This is a genomic window from Nonomuraea sp. NPDC003707 (assembly GCF_053587055.1).
In genome coordinates, this window is the sequence record NZ_JBSFNK010000002.1 from 68872 (window position 1) to 89769 (window position 20898).

Below are 20898 nucleotides of genomic sequence, written 5' to 3' on the forward strand. Positions count from 1 at the left end.
CTTGCAAGCGCGCGGCCGTACCTTCTGAACCAGCGGGGTCACTCACCGAAGACAACCTCGCCTCAGGGTACGGCTTGCGCCGCGGCGAGTCGGCGGCCCACCACGCGTCGCAAGCCGTACCTGGGAGATAGCTCAACCGCGGGGCGTGCCGAAGAGATCCACTTCCGGCGCGCCCTCGTCGTTCCCGCGCAGCCGATCCCGGTATTCCGCCTCGCTGCGCAGCTCCTTCTCCGAGGGGGAGAGGATGACGGCGAGCAGCAGCCCGACGGTGATCACGCTGATGCCGACGATCAGCGGCAGCAGCAGGTCGACGGCCTTGACGCCGGGCACGGGCACCATGTCGGAGTGCACGGCCACCGACATCGAGTACATCCCCGTGTAGTGCATGCCCGAGACCGCCACCCCCATGACCAGCGCCGCACCGCCGATCTTGAGGGCGCCGCTGACCCGCACCGTGAACCAGAGCGCCACCGTCGCCGCCGCCACCGCGATCAGCACGGACACGGAGACGATCACCGGGTCGAAGGAGACGAGGGCCGACATGTTCATCGCGTACATGCCGAGGTAGTGCATGCCGGCCACGCCGAGGCCGGTCAGGACGCCGCCGCCGAGCAGGTAGGCCGGCCGCTCGCCGCCGTAGGAGACCAGGAACAGGCCCATCCCCACGACGACCACCGCGATGAGCGCGGACAGGGCGGTGAGCGGCACGTCGTAGCGGATCACCGAGCCGGTCACGGAGAAGCCGAGCATGGCCAGGAAGTGCATCGTCCAGATGCCCGTGCCGCCGATCGCGAAAGCGGCCCCCACCAGCCAGAAATGACGCTCGCGCCCGCCGGCGAGGCGGGCTCTCGAGGTCAGCAGCAGGCCCAGCATGGAGCCCACGCTGGACATGACGTACGCGAGCACGGGCGTTGACAGCCCAAAGGAAAAATGATCGATCGGCGACACGACCCCCACCCCAAACCCCTACGCACCGATAAGGGAGTATGAACAGGGAGTCGCCGACCGCGCAACTATCTTCTGCGGCCCTGCATGGCCTGGCGGCGCTGCGCCGGCATCGGCATCGGCGGCGCGGGGTAGGTGAGCTGCTCCTGCTGGGTGGTACGCCGGCGCAGCTCCAGCTTGGCGACCAGCTCGGCGTCCTCGTGCAGCTCCTCCTCCGAGGGCGAGAGGATCACCATGAGGAGCATGGTCAGCGTGATCAGGCTGATCACGGTCATGAGGGGCACGAGGAAGTCGAGCGCGTCGGCACCCGCGACCACGCCGGGCTCGGCGTCGACCGTGACGTGCATCGCGTAGATGCCGGTGTAGTGCATGCCCGAGACCGCCACGCCCATGACCAGGGCGGCGAGGGTGATCCAGATGGGCTTCTTGACGCGCAGCGTGAACCACAGCGCCACCGTCGCGGCCACGACCGCGATGGCCACGGAGGCGGCCACGGTGAGGCGGTCATAGGAGACGTGGGCGGACATGTTCATCGCGTACATGCCCAGGTAGTGCATGGAGGCCACGCCCAGGCCGGTGAGCAGGCCCCCGCCGAGGAGCGCCAGGACCCGGCCGCCACCGTACGAGACCAGCAGCAGGCCGGTGCCCACCACGACGATGGCCACGACCGCGGAGGCGACGGTGAGCCACACGTCGTACTTGATCTGGGTGCCCTCCACCTCGAAGCCCATCATGGCGATGAAGTGCATGACCCAAATGCCGGTGCCGCCGATCGAGATGGCCGCGCCCAGCAGCCAGCGCACCCGGGAACCGCCGCGGGAGGCGTGCGCCTGGGCGGTGAGCCGTAGTCCGAGCATGGATCCGATGCAGGACATCACGTAGGCGAGCAGAGGGGTCAGCAGGCCGTAGGTGAAATGATTCACAGCGGAGGTCATCTATCGGTCCTTGGTAATTAGGGGTTCCCGGATTGTGCCATCCGGGATGTCCCATTCGCATGGATACCACCACTATCTGTCAACCTCCCTGTCGGAACATGAGAAGGACTCATGGCTATCGAAGGCCCGTTCTGGCGAGCGATCGCGGTCTACCGGGTGGCGTCGCTGGTGTACGCGGCCGTGCTGATGGCCCAGCACCGCGGCTACGAGCAGCCCGTGCTCGGCTGGCTGGTGATCGGGGTGATGGCGCTGTGGACGGCGGGGGCGACGTTCGCCTATTCGGCCGGGTCGGTGCGCCGGTGGCCGCTGCTGACGATCGACCTGCTGGTCGCCGTGGCCTGCCTGCTGGTCTCTCCGTACGTCGAGGGCGCCGGTCAGGGCGCGGAGGGCACCATGCCCGTGCCCGCGACGTGGATAGCCGCTCCCGTGCTGGCCTGGGCCGTGCACGGGGGCAGGCGGCTGGGCGCGGTGGCGGCGGCCGTCGTCGCGGCGGGCGACCTGTGGCCGCGCGTCAGCACCGGCCAGGCGCCCATCCTGATCAACGGCGCGGTCCTGCTCTTCCTGGCGGGCGTCGTGGTCGGCCACGTGGCCCGGCTGGCCAGGCAGGCCGAGGAGCGCATGCAACGGGCCATCGAGATGGAGGCCGCCCAGCGCGAGCGCGACCGGCTGGCCCGTGACATCCACGACTCGGTCCTGCAGGTGCTGGCCCTGGTTCAGCGGCGCGGCCGGCAGATCGGCGGCGAGGCGGCGGAGCTGGGGCGGCTGGCCGGCGAGCAGGAGGCCGTGCTGCGCCGGCTCGTCGCCCCGGCCTCCGCCCCCGTCCCCGTGGGGTCCGCCGACCTGCGTGCCCTCCTCCTGGCGCACGGCTCGCCCCAGGTGACGGTCTCGACGCCCGCCACGCCGATGATCCTGCCCGCGCCGGTGGCCGCGGAGACGGCCGCCGCCGTCCGGGCGGCGCTGGACAACGTACGGGACCACTGCGGGCCCGGCGCCCGCGCCTGGATCTTCGCCGAGTCGTCGGACGGCGCGATCACGGTGACGGTGCGGGACGAGGGTCCGGGCATCGCCGAGGGCCGCCTGGCCGCGGCCGCCGCGGCCGGTCGCCTGGGAGTCGCCCAGTCCATCCGCGGCCGGATCGAAGACCTCGGCGGCACGGTCGCCTTCGCCGGCGGCGTGGGGGAGGGCACAGAGGTGGAGATCAGTGTGCCCGCCTCGGGGGCGCCGCGGCCGGAGGGCGGGGCCGGGGCGCGCGGTTAGAGTTGCGGCATGGTGCGGGTGATGGTGGTGGACGACCATCCGATGTGGCGTGACGGCGTCGCCAGGGATCTCGCCGAGGCCGGATATGAGGTCGTCGCCACCGTGGGGGAGGGGCGGCAGGCGGTACGGGCGGCCGGGGCGGCACGGCCGGACGTCGTGGTGCTCGATCTGCGGTTACCGGATATGTCGGGCGCGGAGGTGGCCGCCAGGCTGGCCGCGGTGGAGCCGCCGCCCAGGGTGCTGGTGTTGTCGGCCAGCGCCGAGCAGGACGACGTGCTGGAGGCGGTCAAGGCCGGCGCATCCGGATATCTGGTGAAATCGGCCAGCCGGGAGGAGTTCCTCGACGCGGTACGCCGCACCGCCGACGGCGACGCCGTGTTCACCCCGGGTCTGGCCGGGCTCGTGCTCGGCGAATACCGGCGGCTGGCCGCGCAGCCGGCGCCCGCCGAGGGGCCGCGGCTGACCGAACGCGAGACCGAGGTGCTCAGGCTGGTCGCCAAGGGCCTGTCCTACCGGCAGATCGCCGAGCGGCTCGTGCTCTCCCACCGCACGGTGCAGAACCACGTCCAGAACGCGCTGCGCAAGCTCCAGCTCCACAGCCGGGTCGAACTGGTCCGATATGCGATCGAGCACGGGCTGGACGCGGACTAAACTCGATGGCGCGCGGCGTTGCCTTCGACGCGTGCCCTTCCCCGTCTTCCCGGAGGTTCCACCATGACGATGTCCGCCCTGGGCGAGCCATGTGTTCTGCTCAAGCTGGGCGAGATCGTCCTGAAAGGCAAGAACCGCGAGCTGTTCGAACGCCGCCTGATCAGCAACATCCGTGACGCGCTCCGGTCGCTCGACCTCAAGCTCGACGTGCGCAAGCGGCACGGCGTGATCGCGATCTTCCTGCCCCAGGGCGCCACGGTCGAGCAGGCGCAGGCCGTGGCCCAACGGGTCGCCGACGTTCCCGGGCTGGTCTGGATCCACCGGGCCTGGCGGGTCGCCAAGGACCCCGACGCCGTGCTGAAGGCCGGCCTCGAGCTGGTCGGCGAGACCGAGGAGGCCAAGCGGGGCGCCCGCTTCGCCGTCCGCTCCCGCCGTCGCGACAAGCGCTTCCCGCTGCACTCCAACGAGCTCGACCGCCTCGTGGGCGGCGCGATCAACGACGAGTACGGCCTGCCGGTCGACCTGAAGAACCCCGAGCTGACGGTGTCCATCGAGGTCGACAGGGACGAGGTGTTCGTCTTCACCGGCGGCATCCCCGGCCAGGGCGGCCTGCCGGTCGGCAGCAGCGGCCGGGCCCTGGTGCTCATGTCGGGCGGCATCGACTCGCCGGTGGCGGCCTACCGGATGATGCGGCGCGGGCTGCACGTCGACTTCCTGCACTTCTCCGGCATCCCGTTCACCACCTCCGAGTCGATCTACAAGGCGTACGCGCTGGTCAAGAAGCTCGACCGGTTCCAGGGCGGGTCGCGGCTGTGGGTGGTGCCGTTCGGCAAGGCGCAGCAGTCGATCCGCAGCTCCGGCCAGGACCGCCTGGCGGTGATCGCGCAGCGGCGGCTCATGCTCAAGACGGCCGAGGAGGTCGCCCACCGCATCCGCGCCGCCGCGCTGGTCACCGGCGACGCGCTCGGCCAGGTCTCCTCCCAGACCCTGACCAACATCACCGCCCAGGACAACGCGGTGGAGCTGCCGATCCTGCGGCCGCTGGTGGGCTGGGACAAGACCGAGATCATGGCCGAGGCTCGGCGCATCGGCACGCTGGAGATCTCCGAGCTGCCCGACGAGGACTGCTGCTCGCTGCTGGCGCCCAAGCGGGCCGAGACCCGGGCCAAGATCGAGGACCTGAAGCAGATCGAGAAGCGGCTCGACGCCGAGGAGCTGTGCGTGCAGCTCGCCGACTCGATCCAGGAGTACACCCTCGACTAGCGCCCTCAGGCGTTGACCTTGAAGGGGTCGTGCTCGGTCAGCAGCTTGTCCAGCCGCGCCTGGTCGACGCGCTGGCTGACCTCCGACTGCTCCTGCCGGTCCCGTACGACCTTGCACAGCGTGATCGTCGAGGTGACGACGTACAGCAGCCCGAGCCCGAGGAACGCCCTTACCCACCCCTCGACGGGCAGGTAGACCAGGGCGATCACCACGGAGGACAGCGAGACGGCGAACGACAGGAGCGTTTGGACGTAGTACGCGGTGGTCTGCGTGGGTTGGATGGGCTTCGTCATGCGGCCATCGTCGCGCCGCGCGACGGCCCGCCGCATGGGGTCCCGTACTCAAGTTACTTCTGAGTACGGCCGGCCGCTCAGCTCGTGGCGGCGGCCGGCCGCACATCCGCGCGGGATCGCTCGTGGCAGGCCGGAATACGGCATCGGATCAGCGGGTCAGACGGCGACCGCGACCGCGGCGGACTTGCCGAGCAGCGCCGGGAAGTCGTTCATGACCTGGGCCAGCTCGCCCAGGTCGGAGTCGACCAGGGCCTGCGGGCCGTCGCAGAGCGCCTGCTCCGGCTGCGGGTGCACGTCGATGATCACGCCGTCCGCGCCCACCGCGATGGCCGCGCGGGTCAGCGGCAGCACCAGGTCGCGCCGCCCGCCCGAGTGGGACGGGTCGATGATCACCGGCAGGTGCGACAGGCGCTGCGCCACCGGCACGGCCGAGACGTCGAGCGTGTTGCGGGTCGCCGTCTCGAACGTCCTGACGCCGCGCTCGCACAGGACGATGTCCAGGTTGCCGCGCTGGGCGATGTACTCGGCGGCCATGAGCCACTCCTCGATCGTGGCGGTCATGCCGCGCTTGAGCATCACCGGCCTGCCGGCCGCCCCGACCGCCTGCAGCAGCGCGAAGTTCTGCATGTTGCGGGTGCCGACCTGCAGCATGTCGGCGTAGGAGGCCACCAGTTCGACGTCCTGGGCGTTCACGACCTCGGTCACGATGGGCAGCCCGGTCTCCTCGCGCACGTCGGCCAGGATGCGCAGGCCCTGCTCGCCCAGCCCCTGGAAGGCGTACGGCGACGTACGCGGCTTGAAGGCCCCGCCGCGCAGCAGCACCGCCCCGGCCGCCTGCGCCATCCTGGCCGCGTCCAGCGTCTGCTGGTGTGTCTCCACCGCGCACGGCCCCGCGATCAACGTCACGGTGTCGGGGCCGATCGGCACGCCGCCCACGTGGACCGTGGAGCGTTCCGGGTGGTTCTCCCTGCTGACCAGCTTGTACGGGGTGGACACGCGCATGACGTCGCGCACCCCGCCCATGCCGCGCAACGTGACCGGGTCGAGCTGGGTCACGTCGCCGACCAGCCCGACGATCGTCCGTTTCACGCCCTTGCTGACGAAAGCCTCGACCCCGGCCGCCTGGACGACCGACACGATCGCCGAAAGATCATCCGCGGTGGCCTCGGGGCCCATCACGATCACCATCTGAGCTTCTCCTTTGTCCGGAAACACAGAAGGCCCCGGGTCCTGTCGGACCCGGGGCCTTCGTTCGCCTGTCTGCTAGCGCAGCGTCAGATGGCGAACGGACTCGGGTCCGTCGCCATACCAAAACAGGAACGCGTTGCGCATAGGCCGTAAGGATAGCGCACCGAACCCGGCCGCGAAGCATCATCGATCCGATGGCAGGATGGCCCCACACGGCGAGTCAGGTGAGGAGAGTGATCGTGGAGGAGTCGCGCCTGCCTCCAGGCCAGTACGTGCCGCGCGGCCGACCCGTGATCCACTACGGCAGGGTGCCCCGGTTCAAACCGGAGAGCTGGGACTTCCGGGTCTTCGGCGCCACCGCGTCCGGGGCGGAGCACCATTTCTCCTGGAGCGAGTTCGAGGGGCTGCCGCGGGCCACCCGCATCGCGGACTTCCATTGCGTCACCAAGTTCTCGCTCATGGCCAACGAGTGGACCGGCGTCACCCCCGCCACGATCATGGCGGCCGCCCCGCCCGTTCCCGGCGTGCGCCACGTGATGATCTGGGCCGAGTACGGCTACAGCGCCAACCTGCGCATGGCCGACTTCGCGGCCCCGGACACGTTGTTCGCCATGGAGCTCGACGAGAAGCCGCTCAGCCCCGACCGCGGCTTCCCGCTGCGGATCGTGGTGCCCCACCTGTACGCGTGGAAGAGCGTCAAGTGGGTGCGCGGCATCGAATACCTCGTCGAAGACCGACGGGGCTTCTGGGAGGAGCGCGGCTACCACAACGTCGCCGACCCCTGGCGCGAGCAGCGCTACTCCTACCAGGAAGAACCCGGAGAGGGACCCCCTTAGACTTCACTCCTGGTTTTCCCCCGGACACGCTCTGTATTGGCTACGGTTTTCCCCGTGCTGACCACCGCGTGCGTGGCGCTGTCCTCCTCCTTGGCCTCGTTGGCCTTCGTCGCCGGCTACGGGCTCGCCCGCGCCCGGTGGCGCCTGGCGGCGCTGCCGGAGGGCCGTAGATCGGACGAGGCGACGTTCACCACGCTGCACATCGCCGCGATGGCCGCCCCCGCCCTGCGGGCCGGGCTCAACCGGGACTCCGCCCGCAAGGCCGTACGGCACCTGCGCACGCTGCTCGGCACCCGGGCCGTCGCGATCACCTCGACGGAGGCCGCGCTGGCGTGGGAGGGGCCGTGCACCGACGACGTGCTCACCTACGCCCGGGCGACCCTGGCGGCGGGGCGGTCCCAGGTGTTCGCGGGCGAGCCGCACGGCGCGGTCGTGGTGCCGCTGACCGTGGACGGCACGGTCGTGGGCACGCTGGCGGCCTTCGACGACGAGGTGAGCGCCGCGCTCGTGCGCACGGTCTCGGAAGTCGCCCGCTGGGTGTCGGGCCAGCTGGAGCTCGCCGACCTCGACGCCTCGCGGCGGCGCGCGCTGGAGGCGGAGATGCGCGCGCTGCGGGCGCAGATCTCGCCGCACTTCGTCTACAACGCGCTCACGACGATCGCCTCGTTCGTCCGCACGAACCCCAAGCGCGCCCGCGAGCTCCTGCTCGACTTCGCCGACTTCTCCCGGTACGCGCTGCGCCGGGCGCACGACTTCACGACCCTGGCCGACGAGCTGACCTGCGTCGACCGCTATCTGCTTTTGGAACGTGCCAGATTCGGCGACAAGCTGCGCTTTAGCATGCAGGTGGCGCCCGAGGTGCTGCCCGTGCCCGTGCCGTTCCTGTGCCTGCAACCGCTCGTCGAGAACGCCATCAAGCACGGCATGCGCGGCCGCGGCGGCAGCGGCGAGGTGCGGGTCGTGGTGCGCGACGCGGGCCCGGAGGCGCACATCACGGTCGAGGACGACGGCGCGGGCATGGACCCGGAGTGCGCGCGGCGGATGCTGGACGAGGACCCGGCCCGCGAGGGCAGCGGCATCGGGCTGGCCAACGTGGACCTGCGGATGCGCCAGATCTACGGCGACGGCTACGGGCTCGTCGTGGAGACGGCGCTGGGCGCGGGCACCAAGGTGCGGCTGCGGGTGCCCAAGAGTCAGCTTAGCTCGTTGTAGTCATTTCATTACACTGAGCTGGCGTGTCGCTTGTGACCTTTGCTTTCATACGGCAGCGTGGAGGACATGCTGAGAGTCCTGGCCGTCGACGACGAGGTGCCCGCTCTGGAGGAGCTCGCCTACCTGCTGCGCCAGGACGAACGGATCGAACACGTCGCGACCGCCGCCGACGGCGTCACGGCGCTGCAGGACATGGTGCAGATGATCGGCGGGGGCGAGCGGCTCGACGGGGTGTTCCTCGACATCCGGATGCCCGGGCTCGACGGCCTCGACCTGGCCCGGCTGGTCGGCGGGTTCCCCAGCCCGCCCCGGCTGGTGTTCGTGACGGCGCACGAGGAGTGCGCGGTGCAGGCGTTCGAGCTGGAGGCCGTCGACTACCTGCTCAAGCCGGTCAGGGCCGAGCGCCTGGCCGAGGCCGTGCGCCGGCTGGAGGCCACCTCCCTGCCCGCGCCCGAGCCCGGCCAGGACGAGGTGATCCCGGTCGAGCTGGGCGGGCGCACCCGGTTCGTGCCGCAGCAGGCGGTCTGGTTCGCCGAGGCCAAGGGCGACTACGTGCGGCTGCACACCGCCGACGGCAGCTACCTCGTGCGCATGTCGCTGGCCGCGCTGGAGCGGCGCTGGTCGGACGCCGGGTTCATCCGCATCCACCGCAGCACGCTGGTCTCCGGGCGGCACGTCAGCGAGCTGCGCTTCGAGGGCGGGCGGGTGACGCTCACCGTCGGCACCGAGACGCTGCAGGTCAGCAGGCGGCACAGCCGGCAGGTGCGCGAGCAGCTCGTACGCCACCACCGGGGTGTGATCTCGTGACGGCGGAGCGGCGGGTGATCGTCTCCCGCAGGCCGGCCGCGCTCGGGCGCTCCCGCGACCGGTTCGACCCGGACGACGGCGGGCCCGACGTGCCGGCGATCGTGGGGCGGCAGTTACGGCAGGCGCTGCTGACCGTGGGCGCCGTGGCCGCGCTGCTGGCGGGCGTCCCGATGATCGCCGTGTGGGTGCCCGCTCCCTGGGCCTGGTTCGCGCTCTCGCTGGCTGTGCAGGGGGTCTGGGTCGTGCTGGCCGTGCTGCACCTGAGGTGCGCGGAGCGGCTGGAAAGGTGAGCGGGCTGCGGCTGGGGCGGGCGGGGCGGCTGGAGAGATGAGCGGGCTGGGGCGGGAGAGATGACCGTCGCGGTGCTGACCGGGATCGCCTTCGTGCTGGTTCTGGGCGTCATGGTGGGCTCCGCGCGACCGCGCCGCTCCAGCGGCGTCTCCGACTTTTCCGTGGCGGCCAGGGCCGTTCCGCCCTGGTGGAACGGCGCCGCCATCGCCTCCGAGGTCACCTCGGCCGCGGCCTGCCTGGGCCTGGCCGGGCTCATCGCCACCCGGGGCGGGCCGATGCTGTGGTACCCGCTGGGGGCCACGGCCGGGTTCGTCGTCATCCTCGCCCTGGTCGTCGCACCCTTGCGGCGCTCGGGGACGTACACGCTGCCCGACTTCGCCGAATGGCGGCTGAGATCGGTCAGGCTGCGGCGCTCCGCCACGTTCCTCGTCCTGGTGATCGGGCTGGCGTTCATGGTCGCGCAGCTCCACGCGGCCGGGGCGGTGGTGCGGCTGCTGACCGGGCTCCCGCCGTGGCTCGGGTGGGTGGCCATCGCCTCGGCGGCGCTGGTCGTGGCCTGCGTGGGCGGGCTGGGGAGCGTGACGAGCGTGCTGGCCGCGCAGTTCTGGCTGAAGCTGGTCGTGTTTGCCGGGGTGGGGGCGGTGTGCTGGTGGGCGGCGGGCGCGCGGTCCGTCACCTGGTTCGAGGGGGCGTACCGGGCGGCCGAGCCAGGGCTGGCGGGGGTGGGCGACCCGTCGCTGCCCGGCGTGCTGACCGTGCTGGTGGCCTGCGCGCTGGGCACGATGGGGCTGCCGCACGTGATCGTCCGGGTCTACACCAACAGCGACGGGCGCGAGGCCAGGCGGTCGATCGTGGCGACGCAGGTCATGCTGGCGGTGTTCTGCGTCGTGCCGCCGCTGTACGGGCTTCTGGGGCACGGGCACGTGCACGAGGGGCCCTCGGACGAGATCGTGTTGCTGCTGCCCGCCAGGCTGCTCCCAGGGCCCGTGGGGGACGCGCTCACCGGGGCGCTGGCCGCCGGGGCCTTCGCCGCCTTCCTGGCCACCACGGCGGGCGTGCTGGTAGCGGTCGGGGGAGCGGTGTCGGCGTGCCTGGCCAGGGCCGGGGTCCGCGCCTTCCGCGCGGCCGTGTGCCTGGTGCTGCTGGCCGCGCTCGCCCTGACGGCGCTCACCGGGCCGCAGGCGTCGGTGGCGCTCGTCCTGCTCGGCTTCAGCCTCTCGGCGGCCACGCTCTGCCCGCTGCTGGTGCTCGGGATCTGGTGGCGGCGGCTGACGGACGCCGGGGTGGCGGCCGGGTTCGCGCTCGGCGGGGGCGTGACGGCGGTGCTGGTGGTCGAGGAGCAGGCGGGCGTGAAGATGGGCGTGCTCACGTCCAACCCCGCGCCGGTGGCGGTGCCGGTCGCGTTTGCCGCGATGGTAATGATTTCCCTGGTCACGCCGGGTCGGATGCCGCGCGGGGTGGGGCGGATGATGGCCAGGATGCACCTGCCCGAGCATCTCGCGGGCCCACGGGACTACCGCTCGTCGCAGCACGGCGACCGCTCATCGTAACAGCACTCTCCGTATATCGATGACTACGGACCGTTCAACGAGCTGTCCGAAAACAGGGTATCGCCCGCAAGATCGCGACCGTAGTGTTTCGGCAACGAAAGCCACTCCGGCGCATCGGGGGGGACGAGCCGGGGGGCTCACAACAGGCCTGATGCGCCGGCTTCACCGGTGACCGCCCAGGTCACCACGGCTGCCGGGCCCCCATCCGGGGGTGGGGCCCGCCACGCCGGTCAGGTGAAGGGGCGCCTGCTGAGGCCCTCAGCCGGCCCCGCGATTCGGCCCTTCGGGGGCGGCCGGATCGCGCGAGCAGGCGCCCCTTTCACGACGAGCCGGCCGGGTCAGGAGTCGCGGAGCTTCTTCAGCAGGGCGATGTCCTCGGCGTGCTTGGGCGCCTTGCCCGGCGTCTCGATGCAGATCGGCACCCCCGCCACGGCCGGGTGGCGCATGAGGTCGGCGAACGGCTGCGCGCCGATGTGGCCGGCCCCGATGTTCTCGTGCCGGTCCTTCTTGGCGCCGCACACGTCCTTGGAGTCGTTGGCGTGGATCAGCTTGAGCCGCCCGGGGGCGATCTCGTGCAGGGCGTCGAACGTCTCCTTCACCCCGCCCGGCGCCGCGAGGTCGTGGCCGGCGGCGAAGGCGTGGCAGGTGTCGAGGCAGATGCCGACGCGCGGATGCCAGTCGAGCGCGGCCAGGTAGGGCTCGATGTCCTGGACGGTGGCGCAGAGCATGGCGCCCTGCCCCGCCATCGGCTCCAGCAGCAGGTCGGGGCCGCCGTCGGGGATCTCCTCCAGCAGCGGCAGCAGGTTTTCGCGCACCTGGCGCAGCGCGTCGTCGCGCGACTGGGTGACCGCCGAGCCCGTGTGCACCACGACCCCCTTGGCGCCGATCTCGGCGCCGCGCCGCAGCGTGTGGCGCACCAGCGCGATGGAGTTGGCCAGGGTCTCCGGGCTGGGCGAGCCGAAGTTGGCGAGATAGGGCACGTGGACGAACGCCTCGACGCCCGACTCGGCCAGCTTGGCGTCCTCGTCGGGCTTGCCTTCGGCGAGCGCCCAGGCACGCGGGTTGGTCACGAAGACCTGGATCATCTCGGCGCCGATCTCGGCCATGTATGCCAGGCCGCCCGTCGCGAGGCCGCCCGCGACGAGTACGTGCCCGCCGATCAGGGATGTTGGGGTCATGATGGGTCTCAGTGTAGGCGCACCCCCCGACATCCCGGGGGCCGGCGCGGACCGGGCGCGTCGGCACGCCGGTTGGATGATGACACGAAAAGTCCTGGCCGCGAGGGTGGCAGGTTCGGAGTTCTCGCGGATGGACCGGGCACGAAGCGGGTGTGTGTACTTCTGACATGCCCGACACACTGAGCGACTTCAACGCCGGCTCCCCGGCCGGCGCCGAGGAGGAGCTGCTGGCCTGCTGCGCCTCGCGCGCCTTCGCCGCGAAGGTGGCGGCGCTGCGGCCGTACGACGACGTCGACGAGCTCGTCGCGACCGCCGAGGCGGCCGTCCGGGACCTGGGGTGGGACGACGTGATGGAGGCGCTCGGGGCGCACCCGAGGATCGGGGAGCGGGCGGCGGGCGAGGCCAGGGAGGCGTCGTGGTCGCGCCAGGAGCAATCCGGTGTGGAGGAGGAGGCGCGCCAGGCGCTGGCCGCGGGCAACAAGGCGTACGAGGACCGGTTCGGGCACGTCTACCTGGTCTGCGCCACCGGGCTCACCGGGGCCCAGATGCTGGCCAGGCTGCGCGAGCGGCTGGGCAACGACGAGGAGAGCGAGCGGGCGGCCGTGCGGGGCGAGTTGGCCGCGATCACCGCGCTGCGGCTGCGCAAGCTCATGAAGGAGGGGACATGAGCTTCTCGACGCACGTGCTGAACGCGGTCACCGGGCTGCCCGCGCGGGGCGTCCACGTCCGCCTGGAGCACGAGGGCCGGGTGGTGGCCGAGGGGCGCACCGACGACGACGGGCGCATCAAGGGCTGGAACCCGGGATCCGGCGTCCACCGGGTCGTCTTCGACACCGGGGCCTACCTGGAGGAGACCTTCTATCCCGAGGTCGTCGTCACCTTCACCGTCGCCGACCCCGAACGGCACTACCACGTGCCCCTGCTGCTCAGCCCGTACGCCTACTCCACCTACCGAGGGAGCTAGATGTCCATCAGGCTCGGACCCAACCGCTACGGCAAGGCGGAGACCAGGCTCGTCCGCGTGGTCAGGGACGGCCCCGTCCACCACGTCAAGGACCTCAACGTCAGCACCTCCCTCTCCGGCGACATGGAGGCCGTCCACCTGACCGGCGACAACGCCGCCGTCCTGCCCACCGACACGCAGAAGAACACCGCGTACGCGCTGGCGAAGAAGCACGGCGTCGGCCAGGTCGAGGAGTTCGCCCTCCTGCTGGCCAGGCACTTCGTGCAGGCGCAGCCGACCGTCCACCACGCCAGGGTCGAGATCGACGAGTACGCGTGGACCCGCCGCGGGCCGCACTCGTTCGTCCGCGACGGCGGCGAGGTGCGCACGTGCGTCGTCCACTGCGACCGGGACGGCCGCTCCACCGTGGTGTCCGGGCTCAAGGACCTGGTGCTGATGAACACGACCGGCTCGGAGTTCCACGGCTACATCGTGGACGAGTACACCACGCTGCCGCCCACCACCGACCGCGTCCTGGCCACCGCCGTCGCCGCGCGCTGGCGGCACGCGGGGGAGACGCCCGCGTACGGCAAGTCGTACGAGCAGGTGCGGCAGTGCCTGCTGGACGCGTTCGCCGACACCCACAGCCTGTCGCTCCAGCAGACCCTCTACGCCATGGGCGAGCGCGCCCTGAACACCTGTCCCGAGATCTGCGAGATCCGGCTCGCGATGCCGAACAGGCACCACTTCGCCGTGGACCTGTCGCCGTTCGGCCTGGCCAACGAGAACGAGGTCTTCCACGCCGCCGACCGCCCTTACGGCCTGATCGAGGGCAGCGTGCTGCGGGAGGACGCACCCGGCGCCGGATTCGCCTGGGAGTAGGAGATATGGACTTCTTGCGACCCACGACGTGGGAGGAGGCGCTGGCCGCCAAGGCGGACCGGCCCGACGCGGTGCCCATCCAGGGCGGCACCGACGTGATGGTGGAGATCAACATGGACGTGCGCAGGCCCGCCGCGCTGCTCGACCTCAACCAGGTGGCCGAGCTGCGGGAGTGGGCCATGGTGGGCGGCATGTGCCGGCTCGGGGCCGCGGTGCCGTACACGCGGATCATCGAGGAGCTGGCCGGGCCGCTGCCGGGGCTCGCCCAGGCCGCGCGCACGGTCGGCTCGCCGCAGATCCGCAACCGCGGCTCCGTCGGCGGCAACCTCGGCGCGGCCTCGCCCGCCGGCGACAGCCACCCGCCGCTGCTGGCGGCCGGCGCGGTGGTCGAGGCGGAGTCGCGCGAGCGCGGCGTCAGGATGATCCCGGCCGACGACTTCTACCTGGGGGTCAAGCGCAGCGCGCTGGAGCCGGACGAGCTGATCAGGGCCGTGCACGTCAGGCCGGCGACCGGGCCTCAATACTTCTCCAAGGTCGGCACGCGCAACGCCATGGTGATCGCGGTGTGCTCGTTCGCGATCGCGCTGCACCCGGACGAGCGGCGGGTCGGCACGGGGATCGGCTCCGCGGCGCCCACGCCGCGCCGGGCGCTGGAGGCGGAAGAACTGCTGGCCCGCGAACTAGACTGGACGGCGCCGCTCGATCCGGCGCTGACCAGGCGATTCGGCGAGCTGTGCGCGGCGGCCGCGGCGCCGATCGACGACGTACGGGGCAAGGCCGCCTACCGGGTGCACGCCATCGGCGTGATGGCCCGCCGCACGCTGGCCTGGGCCTGGAACGACCATCTGGGAAAGAGGGCCGCCTGATGCGCGTCACCTTCACCGTCAACGGCAGGGAAGAGATCGCCGACGACGTCTGGGAAGGCGAGAGCCTCCTGTACGTGCTGCGCGAGCGCGTCGGGCTCCCCGGCTCCAAGAACGCCTGCGAGCAGGGCGAATGCGGATCCTGCACCGTCTATCTCGACGGCCTGCCGGTCTGCTCCTGCCTGGTCGCGGCCGGGCAGGCCGAGGGGCGTCAGGTGCGCACCGTCGAAGGGCTGGCCGAGGAGGACCGGCTCGACCCGGTCCAGCAGGCGTTCGTGGAGTGCGGGGCCGTGCAGTGCGGGTTCTGCACGCCGGGGCTGCTGGTGCAGGCGCACGACCTGATCGCGCGGGTGGAGCGGCCCTCCGACGCGGAGATCAGGGAGGCGCTGGCCGGGAACCTGTGCCGGTGCACGGGCTACGAGAAGATCATCGAAGCGGTACGGCTGGCGGCGTCGCGGAAGGCGGCCGCCGAGTGAGCCTGCTCATCGAGAACGTCCACATCGCGCCGGTCGCCGGCCCGGAGATCCAATCCGGATATATCAGGATCGAGGGGGACCGGATCGCGGAGCTCGGCCCCGGTCCCGCCCCCACCACTCCGGGCGCGGCCAGGATCGACGGCACCGGCTGCCTGGCCACCCCCGGCCTGGTCAACACCCACCACCACCTCTACCAGTGGGCCTCGCAGGGCCTGGCCCAGGACGCGACGCTGTTCGAGTGGCTGGTCGCGCTCTACCGGGTGTGGGCCGCCATGGACGCCGAAGTGGTCAACGGGGCGGCCACGGCGGGCCTCGGCTGGCTGGCGCTGTCGGGCTGCACCACCTCCAGCGACCACCACTACATCTTCCCCAAGGGCAGGGGCGACCTGTTCGCGGCCGAGATCGAGGCCGCCCGCGAGGTGGGCATCCGCTTCCACCCCGCCCGCGGCTCGATGGACCGGGGCGAGTCGCAGGGCGGGCTGCCGCCGGACGTCGTGGTCGAGGAGCTGGACGAGATCCTGGCCGCCACGTCGGAGGCCGTGGACGCCTACCACGACCCGTCCTTCTCCTCGATGCTGCGGATCGCGGTCGCGCCGTGCTCGCCGTTCTCCTCCAGCGCCGAGCTGATGACCGAGTCCGCCGCCCTGGCCAGGGCCAAGGGCGTACGCCTGCACACGCACGTCGCCGAAACCTCGGACGAGGACGAGCACTGCCTGGCCCAGTTCGGCCTGCGCCCCGTGGACTACATGGAGAAGCTGGGCTGGCTGGGGCCCGACGTGTGGTTCGCGCACTCCGTACATCTGAGTGACGACGACATCGGCAAGCTCGCCGCCACCGGCACGGGATCGGCGCACTGCCCCTCGTCGAACGGCCGGCTCGGCGCCGGCATCGCCCGCGTCTCCGAGATGCTGCGCCGCGGCGCGAACGTGGGCCTCGGCGTGGACGGCAGCGCCTCCTCCGAGCTGACGCCGCTCGTGGGAGAGCTGCGGCAGGCCCTGCTCTTCCAGCGCGCCAGGTACGGCCCCCAGGCGCTCACCGCCCGCCAGGCCCTCGAGATCGCCACGCTCGGCGGGGCCCGCAACCTCGGCCGCGAGCACGAACTCGGCACCCTCGAACCCGGCAAGCTGGCCGACCTCGCCCTCTGGCGCGTCGACGGCCCCTTCACCTCGGCGGTGGCCGACCCGGTCTGCGCGCTCGTCTTCGGCCCCCCGCCGCCGCTGGCGCGGGTGCTGGTCGGCGGCCGGGTCGTGGTCGAGGACGGCGAGCTGCGGACCGTCTCCCAGGACGCCGCCGGGCGCGCGGGCGCCGAGGCCCACCGCCGGCTGATGCGGCTGGCGGACGAACGTGGCCTGACCGCCGCCAAGGAGCTCCACTGACCGGGAGACTAGGGTGGGAATGTCCCGAACGAGCAGGAAGGCGATCCCATGCCCGAGGAACTCCCCGACGAGCGGCTGGCGCAGCTCAAGAGCACTTTCGCGTCGATCGACACAGACGGCGACGGCTACATCAGCGAGGCCGAGCTGACACGGCACTTCCCGGGTCTCCCGGCGGAGGCGCTGGGGGCGATGAGCCAGGCCGCCGACTCCGACCAGGACGGCCGCTACTCGCTGGAGGAGTTCATCCGCACGGTCTCCTGACCTTTCCGGGTCACCTGGCGCATCCGCGTCGAAGAACCGGCCGCGACGCCCGTCGGTCACGCGGGCAGGCCGGTGTGGTCCTCCTCGAAGATGTCGGCCGCCGACCGGACGATGAGCGGGTCCGGGGTGCCGACCACCTCGTAGTCCTTGTTGTCGTAGTGGAACAGGCTCAGCACGTGACGCATGGCCTCCACCCGGCCGCGCTTCTTGTCGTTGCTCTTGATGACCGTCCAGGGAGCCTCGGCGATGTCGGTGTGGAGGAACATCTCCTCCTTGGCGACGGTGTAGTCGTCCCACCTGTCGAGCGAGGCCAGGTCCATCGGCGACAACTTCCACTGCCTCACGGGGTCGACCTGGCGGATGATGAAGCGGGTGCGCTGCTCGGAGCGGGTCACCGAGAACCAGAGCTTGATCAGACGGATGCCGTCGCGTACCAGGGCCCCCTCGAACTGCGGCGCCTGCTGCATGAACTCGCGGCACTGGGCCTCGGTGCAGAAGCCCATCACGCGCTCGACCCCGGCACGGTTGTACCAGGAGCGGTCGAACAGGACGATCTCCCCGGCGGCGGGCAGGTGGGCGATGTAGCGCTGGAAGTACCACTGGGTGCGCTCACGCTCCGACGGCTTCTCCAACGCGACCACCGTGGCGCCGCGGGGGTTGAGGTGCTCCATGAACCGCTTGATGGTGCCGCCCTTGCCCGCCGCGTCCCGGCCCTCGAACAGGATGACCAGCCGCTCCCCGTTCGCCTTGACCCAGTACTGCAGCTTGAGCAACTCGATCTGCAGCAGCCGCTTGACGCGGTCGTACTCCTGCCGCTGCATTCGCTCGGGATACGGATAGTGCTCGCGCCAGGTGTCGAACGGGCTGCCGTCAGGCCGCAGCAGTACCGGATCGTCATCGTCACTGTCGTCCACGATCAGGCCCGGCGTCGAATCCAGCAAGCGAACCTGCTCCGTGTCCGGAAGGGCAACCTGCTTCACGCCCACCGCCTCGTCGTTTCCGCCTCGCATCAGCTTCCCGTACCCGCCAAGCCATCAGGGGAACAATTCGGGACGATCGGGTTAATGCCGTACGGCATCACCAGCACCGTGCGGTCGTCCTGGCCGCCGGCGTACCGGTGTGGTTCCTTGGAACACACCAGTGTCAAGATGATGGGCCACGCCTTCCTGCCCGCTCGCACCGGGCAGGAAGGCGTGTCAGGACATTGTTCACCATCCTGTAGGGGTTCGTAGTGGTTCAGCAGGTTCTGGTCGCCCCCGACAAGTTCAAGGGGTCGCTGACGGCGGCCGAGGTGGCCGCCCGGGTCTCGGCCGGGCTCGGCGTGCCCACGGTGGAGCTGCCGGTGGCCGACGGGGGCGACGGCACCGTGGACGCGGCCGTGGCCGGCGGGTTCAGCCGGGTCACGATCGAGGTCACCGGGCCCACCGGCGAGCGGATCTCCGCCTCGTACGCCTGGCAGGACGCCGACGCGACGGCGGTGGTGGAGCTGGCGGAGGCGTCGGGGCTGCGCCGCCTCCCCGGCGGGCACGAGCCGCTGACCGCCACCAGCCACGGCACGGGCGAGCTGATCGCGGACGCCGTGCGCCGGGGCGCCAAGCGCGTGGTCCTGGGGCTGGGCGGGAGCGCCTGCACCGACGGGGGAGCGGGCATGGCGCAGGCGCTCGGCGCGCGCCTGCTGGACGCCGACGGCGGCGACCTCCCCCGGGGCGGGGCCGCGCTGAAGGAGCTCGCCCGGATCGATCTGTCGGGGTTCACGGACGTCTCCGGCGTGGAGTTCGTGGTGGCCAGCGACGTGGACAACCCGCTCCTCGGCCCGCACGGCGCCGCCGCCGTCTACGGGCCCCAGAAGGGCGCCACCCCGGACGACGTCAAGACGCTGGAGGCCGGCCTGACCCGGCTGGCCGCCGTCGCGACCGCCACTCACGGGCTGATGGGCGCGGTCGAGCACGACGACACGCCGCGCGCGATGGGCGTGGCGGGCGCGCCGGGGGCGGGGGCGGCCGGCGGGGTGGGGTTCGCCGCGCTGGCGTTCCTGCACGCCGAGATCCGGCCCGGCATCGGCTACCTGCTCGACCTGCTCGGGTTCGGCGAGCTGGTCAAGGACGCGCGGCTGGTGATCACCGGCGAGGGGTCGCTCGATGAGCAGTCCCTGCGCGGCAAGGCCCCCGTCGGCGTGGCGCGGGCCGCGGCCGAGGCGGGCGTCCCCGTGGTGGCCGTCTGCGGGCGCCGTACGCTCACCGACGACGAGCTGCGGGCCGCCGGCATCGAGGCCGCCTACGCCCTCACCGACCTCGAACCCGACCCCGAGCGCTGCATGGCCGAGGCCGGGCCCCTGCTCGAACGCCTGGCCGCGCGGCTGGCCGCCGTCCATCTCCAAGGGGACTAGATGATCGATCTGGTGATCCGATCCCGCCGCACCGTCACCCCCGAGGGGGAACGGGCGGCGGCGGTGGCCGTGCGGGGCGAGAAGATCGCGGGCCTGTACGACTACGACGCCCCGCTCGACGCCGCCGAGGACATCGACCTGCGCGACCTGGTCCTGCTCCCCGGCCTGGTCGACACCCACGTGCACGTCAACGAACCGGGGCGGACGCACTGGGAGGGGTTCGGCTCGGCGACCAGGGCGGCCGCCGCCGGAGGCGTCACCACGATCCTCGACATGCCGCTCAACTCCCTCCCGCCCACCGTGAACGTGGCCGCCTTCGAGGCCAAGCTGCGGGCCGCCGAGGGGCAGTGCCACGTGGACGTGGGCTTCTGGGGCGGGGCCGTGCCGGGCAACGTCAAGGACCTCGCGCCCCTGCGCGAGCGCGGGGTCTTCGGGTTCAAGTGCTTCATGTCGCCGTCGGGGGTGGAGGAGTTCCCGCCGCTCGGCGACTCGGAGCTGCGGGAGGCGCTGACCGAGGTCGCCGCGGTCGGCGGCGTGATGGTGGTGCACGCCGAGGACCCGGCGCTGCTCGGGGAGCCGGCCGGGCCGACGTACCGGGAGTTCCTGGAGTCGCGGCCGGGGGAGTCGGAGCGCAGCGCCGTCGCGCGGGTGGTGGGGCTGGCGGCGCGGACCGGCGCCCGGGTGCACATCCTGCACGTCTCCAGCGCCTCCTGCCTGGAGGTGCTGGAGACGGCCCAGGCCGAGGGGGTGGCGGTCACGGCGGAGACGTGCCCCCACTACCTGACGCTGGCGGCCGAGCAGGTGCCCGAGGGGGCGACCGCGTACAAGTGCTGCCCGCCCATCCGCTCCGAGGCCAACCGCGACCTGCTGTGGGACGGGCTGGCCAGGGGCGTGCTGAGCTGCGTCGTGTCCGACCACTCGCCCTCGCCCGCCGACCTCAAGGTGCCCGACTTCGCCGCCGCCTGGGGCGGCATCGCCTCGCTCCAGCTCGGGCTGCCCGCGGTCTGGACGGAGGCGTCGCGGAGGGGGTACGGGCTGGGGGACGTGGTGCGCTGGATGTCGGCCAATCCGGCGGCGATGGCCGACATTCCCGGAAAAGGCGGGATAAAGCCGGGTAATGATGCCGATCTGGTGGCCTTCGACCCGGCCGCCGACAACCCCGTGGACGCCGCGCGCCTGCACCACAAGAACCCGGTCACCCCGTACCACGGCCAGGTGCTCAAGGGCGCCGTACTGACCACCTGGCTGCGCGGGCGGCCCGTGGACGACGTGCCGCACGGACGATTCCTGTTGGGAGAGCAGTAG

At 71.8% G+C, this 20898-nt stretch carries 23 protein-coding genes; 17 read left to right on the forward strand and 6 right to left on the reverse strand.

The window, feature by feature from the left end:
• Window positions 1–132: 132 nt before the first annotated feature.
• Together ACWDRB_RS04310 and ACWDRB_RS04315 are read right to left on the reverse strand one after the other, a co-directional pair.
• The gene (locus tag ACWDRB_RS04310; protein WP_449891822.1) at window positions 133–948 is read right to left on the reverse strand and encodes an MHYT domain-containing protein; all 816 of its coding nucleotides are present in this window, start codon (window positions 946–948) and stop codon (window positions 133–135) included.
• A gap of 65 nt (window positions 949–1013) precedes the next feature.
• Complete coding sequence (locus tag ACWDRB_RS04315; RefSeq protein ID WP_449891823.1) at window positions 1014–1880, reverse strand: MHYT domain-containing protein; 867 nt, start codon at window positions 1878–1880, stop codon at window positions 1014–1016.
• 111 nt (window positions 1881–1991) lie between these two features.
• Here ACWDRB_RS04315 and macS point away from each other — a divergent pair, with 111 nt between their 5' ends.
• The 3 genes from macS to thiI all read left to right on the forward strand — a co-directional run bounded on the left by macS (window position 1992) and on the right by thiI (window position 5051).
• Complete coding sequence (gene macS / locus ACWDRB_RS04320) at window positions 1992–3137, forward strand: MacS family sensor histidine kinase (protein ID WP_449891824.1); 1146 nt, start codon at window positions 1992–1994, stop codon at window positions 3135–3137.
• Between the two features lie 9 nt (window positions 3138–3146).
• Window positions 3147–3788 carry a response regulator transcription factor gene (locus ACWDRB_RS04325; RefSeq protein WP_319710515.1) on the forward strand — a complete coding sequence of 214 codons (642 nt, stop codon included), beginning with the start codon at window positions 3147–3149 and terminating at the stop codon, window positions 3786–3788.
• Between the two features lie 63 nt (window positions 3789–3851).
• Complete coding sequence (gene thiI, locus ACWDRB_RS04330; RefSeq protein ID WP_449891825.1) at window positions 3852–5051, forward strand: tRNA uracil 4-sulfurtransferase ThiI; 1200 nt, start codon at window positions 3852–3854, stop codon at window positions 5049–5051.
• Window positions 5052–5056: 5 nt separating this feature from the next.
• On the opposite strand, the gene ACWDRB_RS04335 is transcribed toward thiI, so the two are convergent.
• Entirely contained in the window at window positions 5057–5344 is a 288-nt protein-coding gene (locus ACWDRB_RS04335; RefSeq protein ID WP_363963565.1) for a YiaA/YiaB family inner membrane protein, read from the reverse strand.
• 156 nt (window positions 5345–5500) lie between these two features.
• Window positions 5501–6532 carry a 3-deoxy-7-phosphoheptulonate synthase gene (gene aroF / locus ACWDRB_RS04340; RefSeq protein WP_350729024.1) on the reverse strand — a complete coding sequence of 344 codons (1032 nt, stop codon included), beginning with the start codon at window positions 6530–6532 and terminating at the stop codon, window positions 5501–5503.
• A 239-nt stretch (window positions 6533–6771) separates the two neighbouring features.
• Between aroF and ACWDRB_RS04345 the strand changes: the two genes are divergently transcribed.
• The 5 genes from ACWDRB_RS04345 (at window position 6772) to ACWDRB_RS04365 (ending at window position 11228) form a co-directional block, all read left to right on the forward strand.
• Entirely contained in the window at window positions 6772–7368 is a 597-nt protein-coding gene (locus tag ACWDRB_RS04345; RefSeq protein WP_449891826.1) for a molybdopterin-dependent oxidoreductase, read from the forward strand.
• 54 nt (window positions 7369–7422) lie between these two features.
• A complete protein-coding gene (locus ACWDRB_RS04350; RefSeq protein WP_449891827.1) occupies window positions 7423–8580 on the forward strand; it encodes a sensor histidine kinase in 1158 nt (385 codons plus the stop codon).
• A gap of 66 nt (window positions 8581–8646) precedes the next feature.
• A complete protein-coding gene (locus ACWDRB_RS04355; RefSeq protein ID WP_350729030.1) occupies window positions 8647–9387 on the forward strand; it encodes a LytR/AlgR family response regulator transcription factor in 741 nt (246 codons plus the stop codon).
• On the forward strand, window positions 9384–9677 hold the full coding sequence (locus ACWDRB_RS04360) for a hypothetical protein (protein WP_449891828.1): 294 nt from the start codon (window positions 9384–9386) through the stop codon (window positions 9675–9677). Before ACWDRB_RS04355 ends, ACWDRB_RS04360 begins: the two co-directional genes overlap by 4 nt.
• A gap of 60 nt (window positions 9678–9737) precedes the next feature.
• Window positions 9738–11228: a sodium:solute symporter family transporter gene (locus tag ACWDRB_RS04365; RefSeq protein WP_449891829.1), complete on the forward strand. Its 1491-nt coding sequence runs from the start codon at window positions 9738–9740 to the stop codon at window positions 11226–11228.
• A gap of 338 nt (window positions 11229–11566) precedes the next feature.
• Here ACWDRB_RS04365 and ACWDRB_RS04370 read toward each other — a convergent pair whose 3' ends face one another.
• Entirely contained in the window at window positions 11567–12406 is an 840-nt protein-coding gene (locus tag ACWDRB_RS04370; protein WP_397365987.1) for a deoxyribonuclease IV, read from the reverse strand.
• Window positions 12407–12573: 167 nt separating this feature from the next.
• Here ACWDRB_RS04370 and uraD point away from each other — a divergent pair, with 167 nt between their 5' ends.
• From uraD to ACWDRB_RS04405, 7 genes are read left to right on the forward strand one after another with little or no spacing between them, the layout of a single operon-like run.
• Window positions 12574–13074 (forward strand): 2-oxo-4-hydroxy-4-carboxy-5-ureidoimidazoline decarboxylase, encoded by a 501-nt coding sequence (uraD, locus tag ACWDRB_RS04375; RefSeq protein WP_355191621.1) that lies wholly within the window; start codon window positions 12574–12576, stop codon window positions 13072–13074.
• Window positions 13071–13370: a hydroxyisourate hydrolase gene (gene uraH / locus ACWDRB_RS04380; protein WP_449891830.1), complete on the forward strand. Its 300-nt coding sequence runs from the start codon at window positions 13071–13073 to the stop codon at window positions 13368–13370. Before uraD ends, uraH begins: the two co-directional genes overlap by 4 nt.
• On the forward strand, window positions 13371–14231 hold the full coding sequence (gene pucL, locus ACWDRB_RS04385; protein WP_449891831.1) for a factor-independent urate hydroxylase: 861 nt from the start codon (window positions 13371–13373) through the stop codon (window positions 14229–14231). It abuts the gene before it with no gap.
• Window positions 14232–14236: 5 nt separating this feature from the next.
• A complete protein-coding gene (locus ACWDRB_RS04390; RefSeq protein WP_449891832.1) occupies window positions 14237–15097 on the forward strand; it encodes an FAD binding domain-containing protein in 861 nt (286 codons plus the stop codon).
• Window positions 15097–15570 carry a (2Fe-2S)-binding protein gene (locus tag ACWDRB_RS04395; protein WP_350729040.1) on the forward strand — a complete coding sequence of 158 codons (474 nt, stop codon included), beginning with the start codon at window positions 15097–15099 and terminating at the stop codon, window positions 15568–15570. Before ACWDRB_RS04390 ends, ACWDRB_RS04395 begins: the two co-directional genes overlap by 1 nt.
• The gene (locus ACWDRB_RS04400) at window positions 15567–16946 is read left to right on the forward strand and encodes an 8-oxoguanine deaminase (protein WP_449891833.1); all 1380 of its coding nucleotides are present in this window, start codon (window positions 15567–15569) and stop codon (window positions 16944–16946) included. The genes ACWDRB_RS04395 and ACWDRB_RS04400 overlap by 4 nt, the downstream gene beginning before the upstream one ends.
• A gap of 48 nt (window positions 16947–16994) precedes the next feature.
• Window positions 16995–17207, forward strand: coding sequence for an EF-hand domain-containing protein (locus ACWDRB_RS04405; protein ID WP_364251357.1), 213 nt, complete (start codon window positions 16995–16997; stop codon window positions 17205–17207).
• Window positions 17208–17263: 56 nt separating this feature from the next.
• On the opposite strand, the gene ppk2 is transcribed toward ACWDRB_RS04405, so the two are convergent.
• Window positions 17264–18148, reverse strand: a complete 885-nt coding sequence (gene ppk2, locus ACWDRB_RS04410) for a polyphosphate kinase 2 (protein ID WP_350729045.1) — start codon at window positions 18146–18148, stop codon at window positions 17264–17266.
• A gap of 290 nt (window positions 18149–18438) precedes the next feature.
• Between ppk2 and ACWDRB_RS04415 the strand changes: the two genes are divergently transcribed.
• Together ACWDRB_RS04415 and allB are read left to right on the forward strand one after the other, a co-directional pair.
• Window positions 18439–19593 carry a glycerate kinase gene (locus ACWDRB_RS04415; RefSeq protein ID WP_449891834.1) on the forward strand — a complete coding sequence of 385 codons (1155 nt, stop codon included), beginning with the start codon at window positions 18439–18441 and terminating at the stop codon, window positions 19591–19593.
• Window positions 19594–20898: an allantoinase AllB gene (gene allB / locus ACWDRB_RS04420; RefSeq protein WP_449891835.1), complete on the forward strand. Its 1305-nt coding sequence runs from the start codon at window positions 19594–19596 to the stop codon at window positions 20896–20898. It begins immediately after the preceding gene.

Bases quoted from the DNA above. Each gene is read 5' to 3' on its own strand.
- aroF (WP_350729024.1), bottom strand. From the start codon at position 6,532: ATGGTGATCGTGATGGGCCCCGAGGCCACCGCGGATGATCTTTCGGCG.
- allB (WP_449891835.1), top strand. From the start codon at position 19,594: ATGATCGATCTGGTGATCCGATCCCGCCGCACCGTCACCCCCGAGGGG.
- ACWDRB_RS04335 (WP_363963565.1), bottom strand. From the start codon at position 5,344: ATGACGAAGCCCATCCAACCCACGCAGACCACCGCGTACTACGTCCAA.
- thiI (WP_449891825.1), top strand. From the start codon at position 3,852: ATGACGATGTCCGCCCTGGGCGAGCCATGTGTTCTGCTCAAGCTGGGC.
- uraD (WP_355191621.1), top strand. From the start codon at position 12,574: ATGCCCGACACACTGAGCGACTTCAACGCCGGCTCCCCGGCCGGCGCC.
- uraH (WP_449891830.1), top strand. From the start codon at position 13,071: ATGAGCTTCTCGACGCACGTGCTGAACGCGGTCACCGGGCTGCCCGCG.
- ACWDRB_RS04325 (WP_319710515.1), top strand. From the start codon at position 3,147: ATGGTGCGGGTGATGGTGGTGGACGACCATCCGATGTGGCGTGACGGC.
- ACWDRB_RS04370 (WP_397365987.1), bottom strand. From the start codon at position 12,406: ATGACCCCAACATCCCTGATCGGCGGGCACGTACTCGTCGCGGGCGGC.
- ACWDRB_RS04405 (WP_364251357.1), top strand. From the start codon at position 16,995: ATGCCCGAGGAACTCCCCGACGAGCGGCTGGCGCAGCTCAAGAGCACT.
- macS (WP_449891824.1), top strand. From the start codon at position 1,992: ATGGCTATCGAAGGCCCGTTCTGGCGAGCGATCGCGGTCTACCGGGTG.
- ACWDRB_RS04365 (WP_449891829.1), top strand. From the start codon at position 9,738: ATGACCGTCGCGGTGCTGACCGGGATCGCCTTCGTGCTGGTTCTGGGC.
- ACWDRB_RS04315 (WP_449891823.1), bottom strand. From the start codon at position 1,880: ATGACCTCCGCTGTGAATCATTTCACCTACGGCCTGCTGACCCCTCTG.
- ACWDRB_RS04395 (WP_350729040.1), top strand. From the start codon at position 15,097: ATGCGCGTCACCTTCACCGTCAACGGCAGGGAAGAGATCGCCGACGAC.
- ACWDRB_RS04355 (WP_350729030.1), top strand. From the start codon at position 8,647: ATGCTGAGAGTCCTGGCCGTCGACGACGAGGTGCCCGCTCTGGAGGAG.
- ACWDRB_RS04390 (WP_449891832.1), top strand. From the start codon at position 14,237: ATGGACTTCTTGCGACCCACGACGTGGGAGGAGGCGCTGGCCGCCAAG.
- pucL (WP_449891831.1), top strand. From the start codon at position 13,371: ATGTCCATCAGGCTCGGACCCAACCGCTACGGCAAGGCGGAGACCAGG.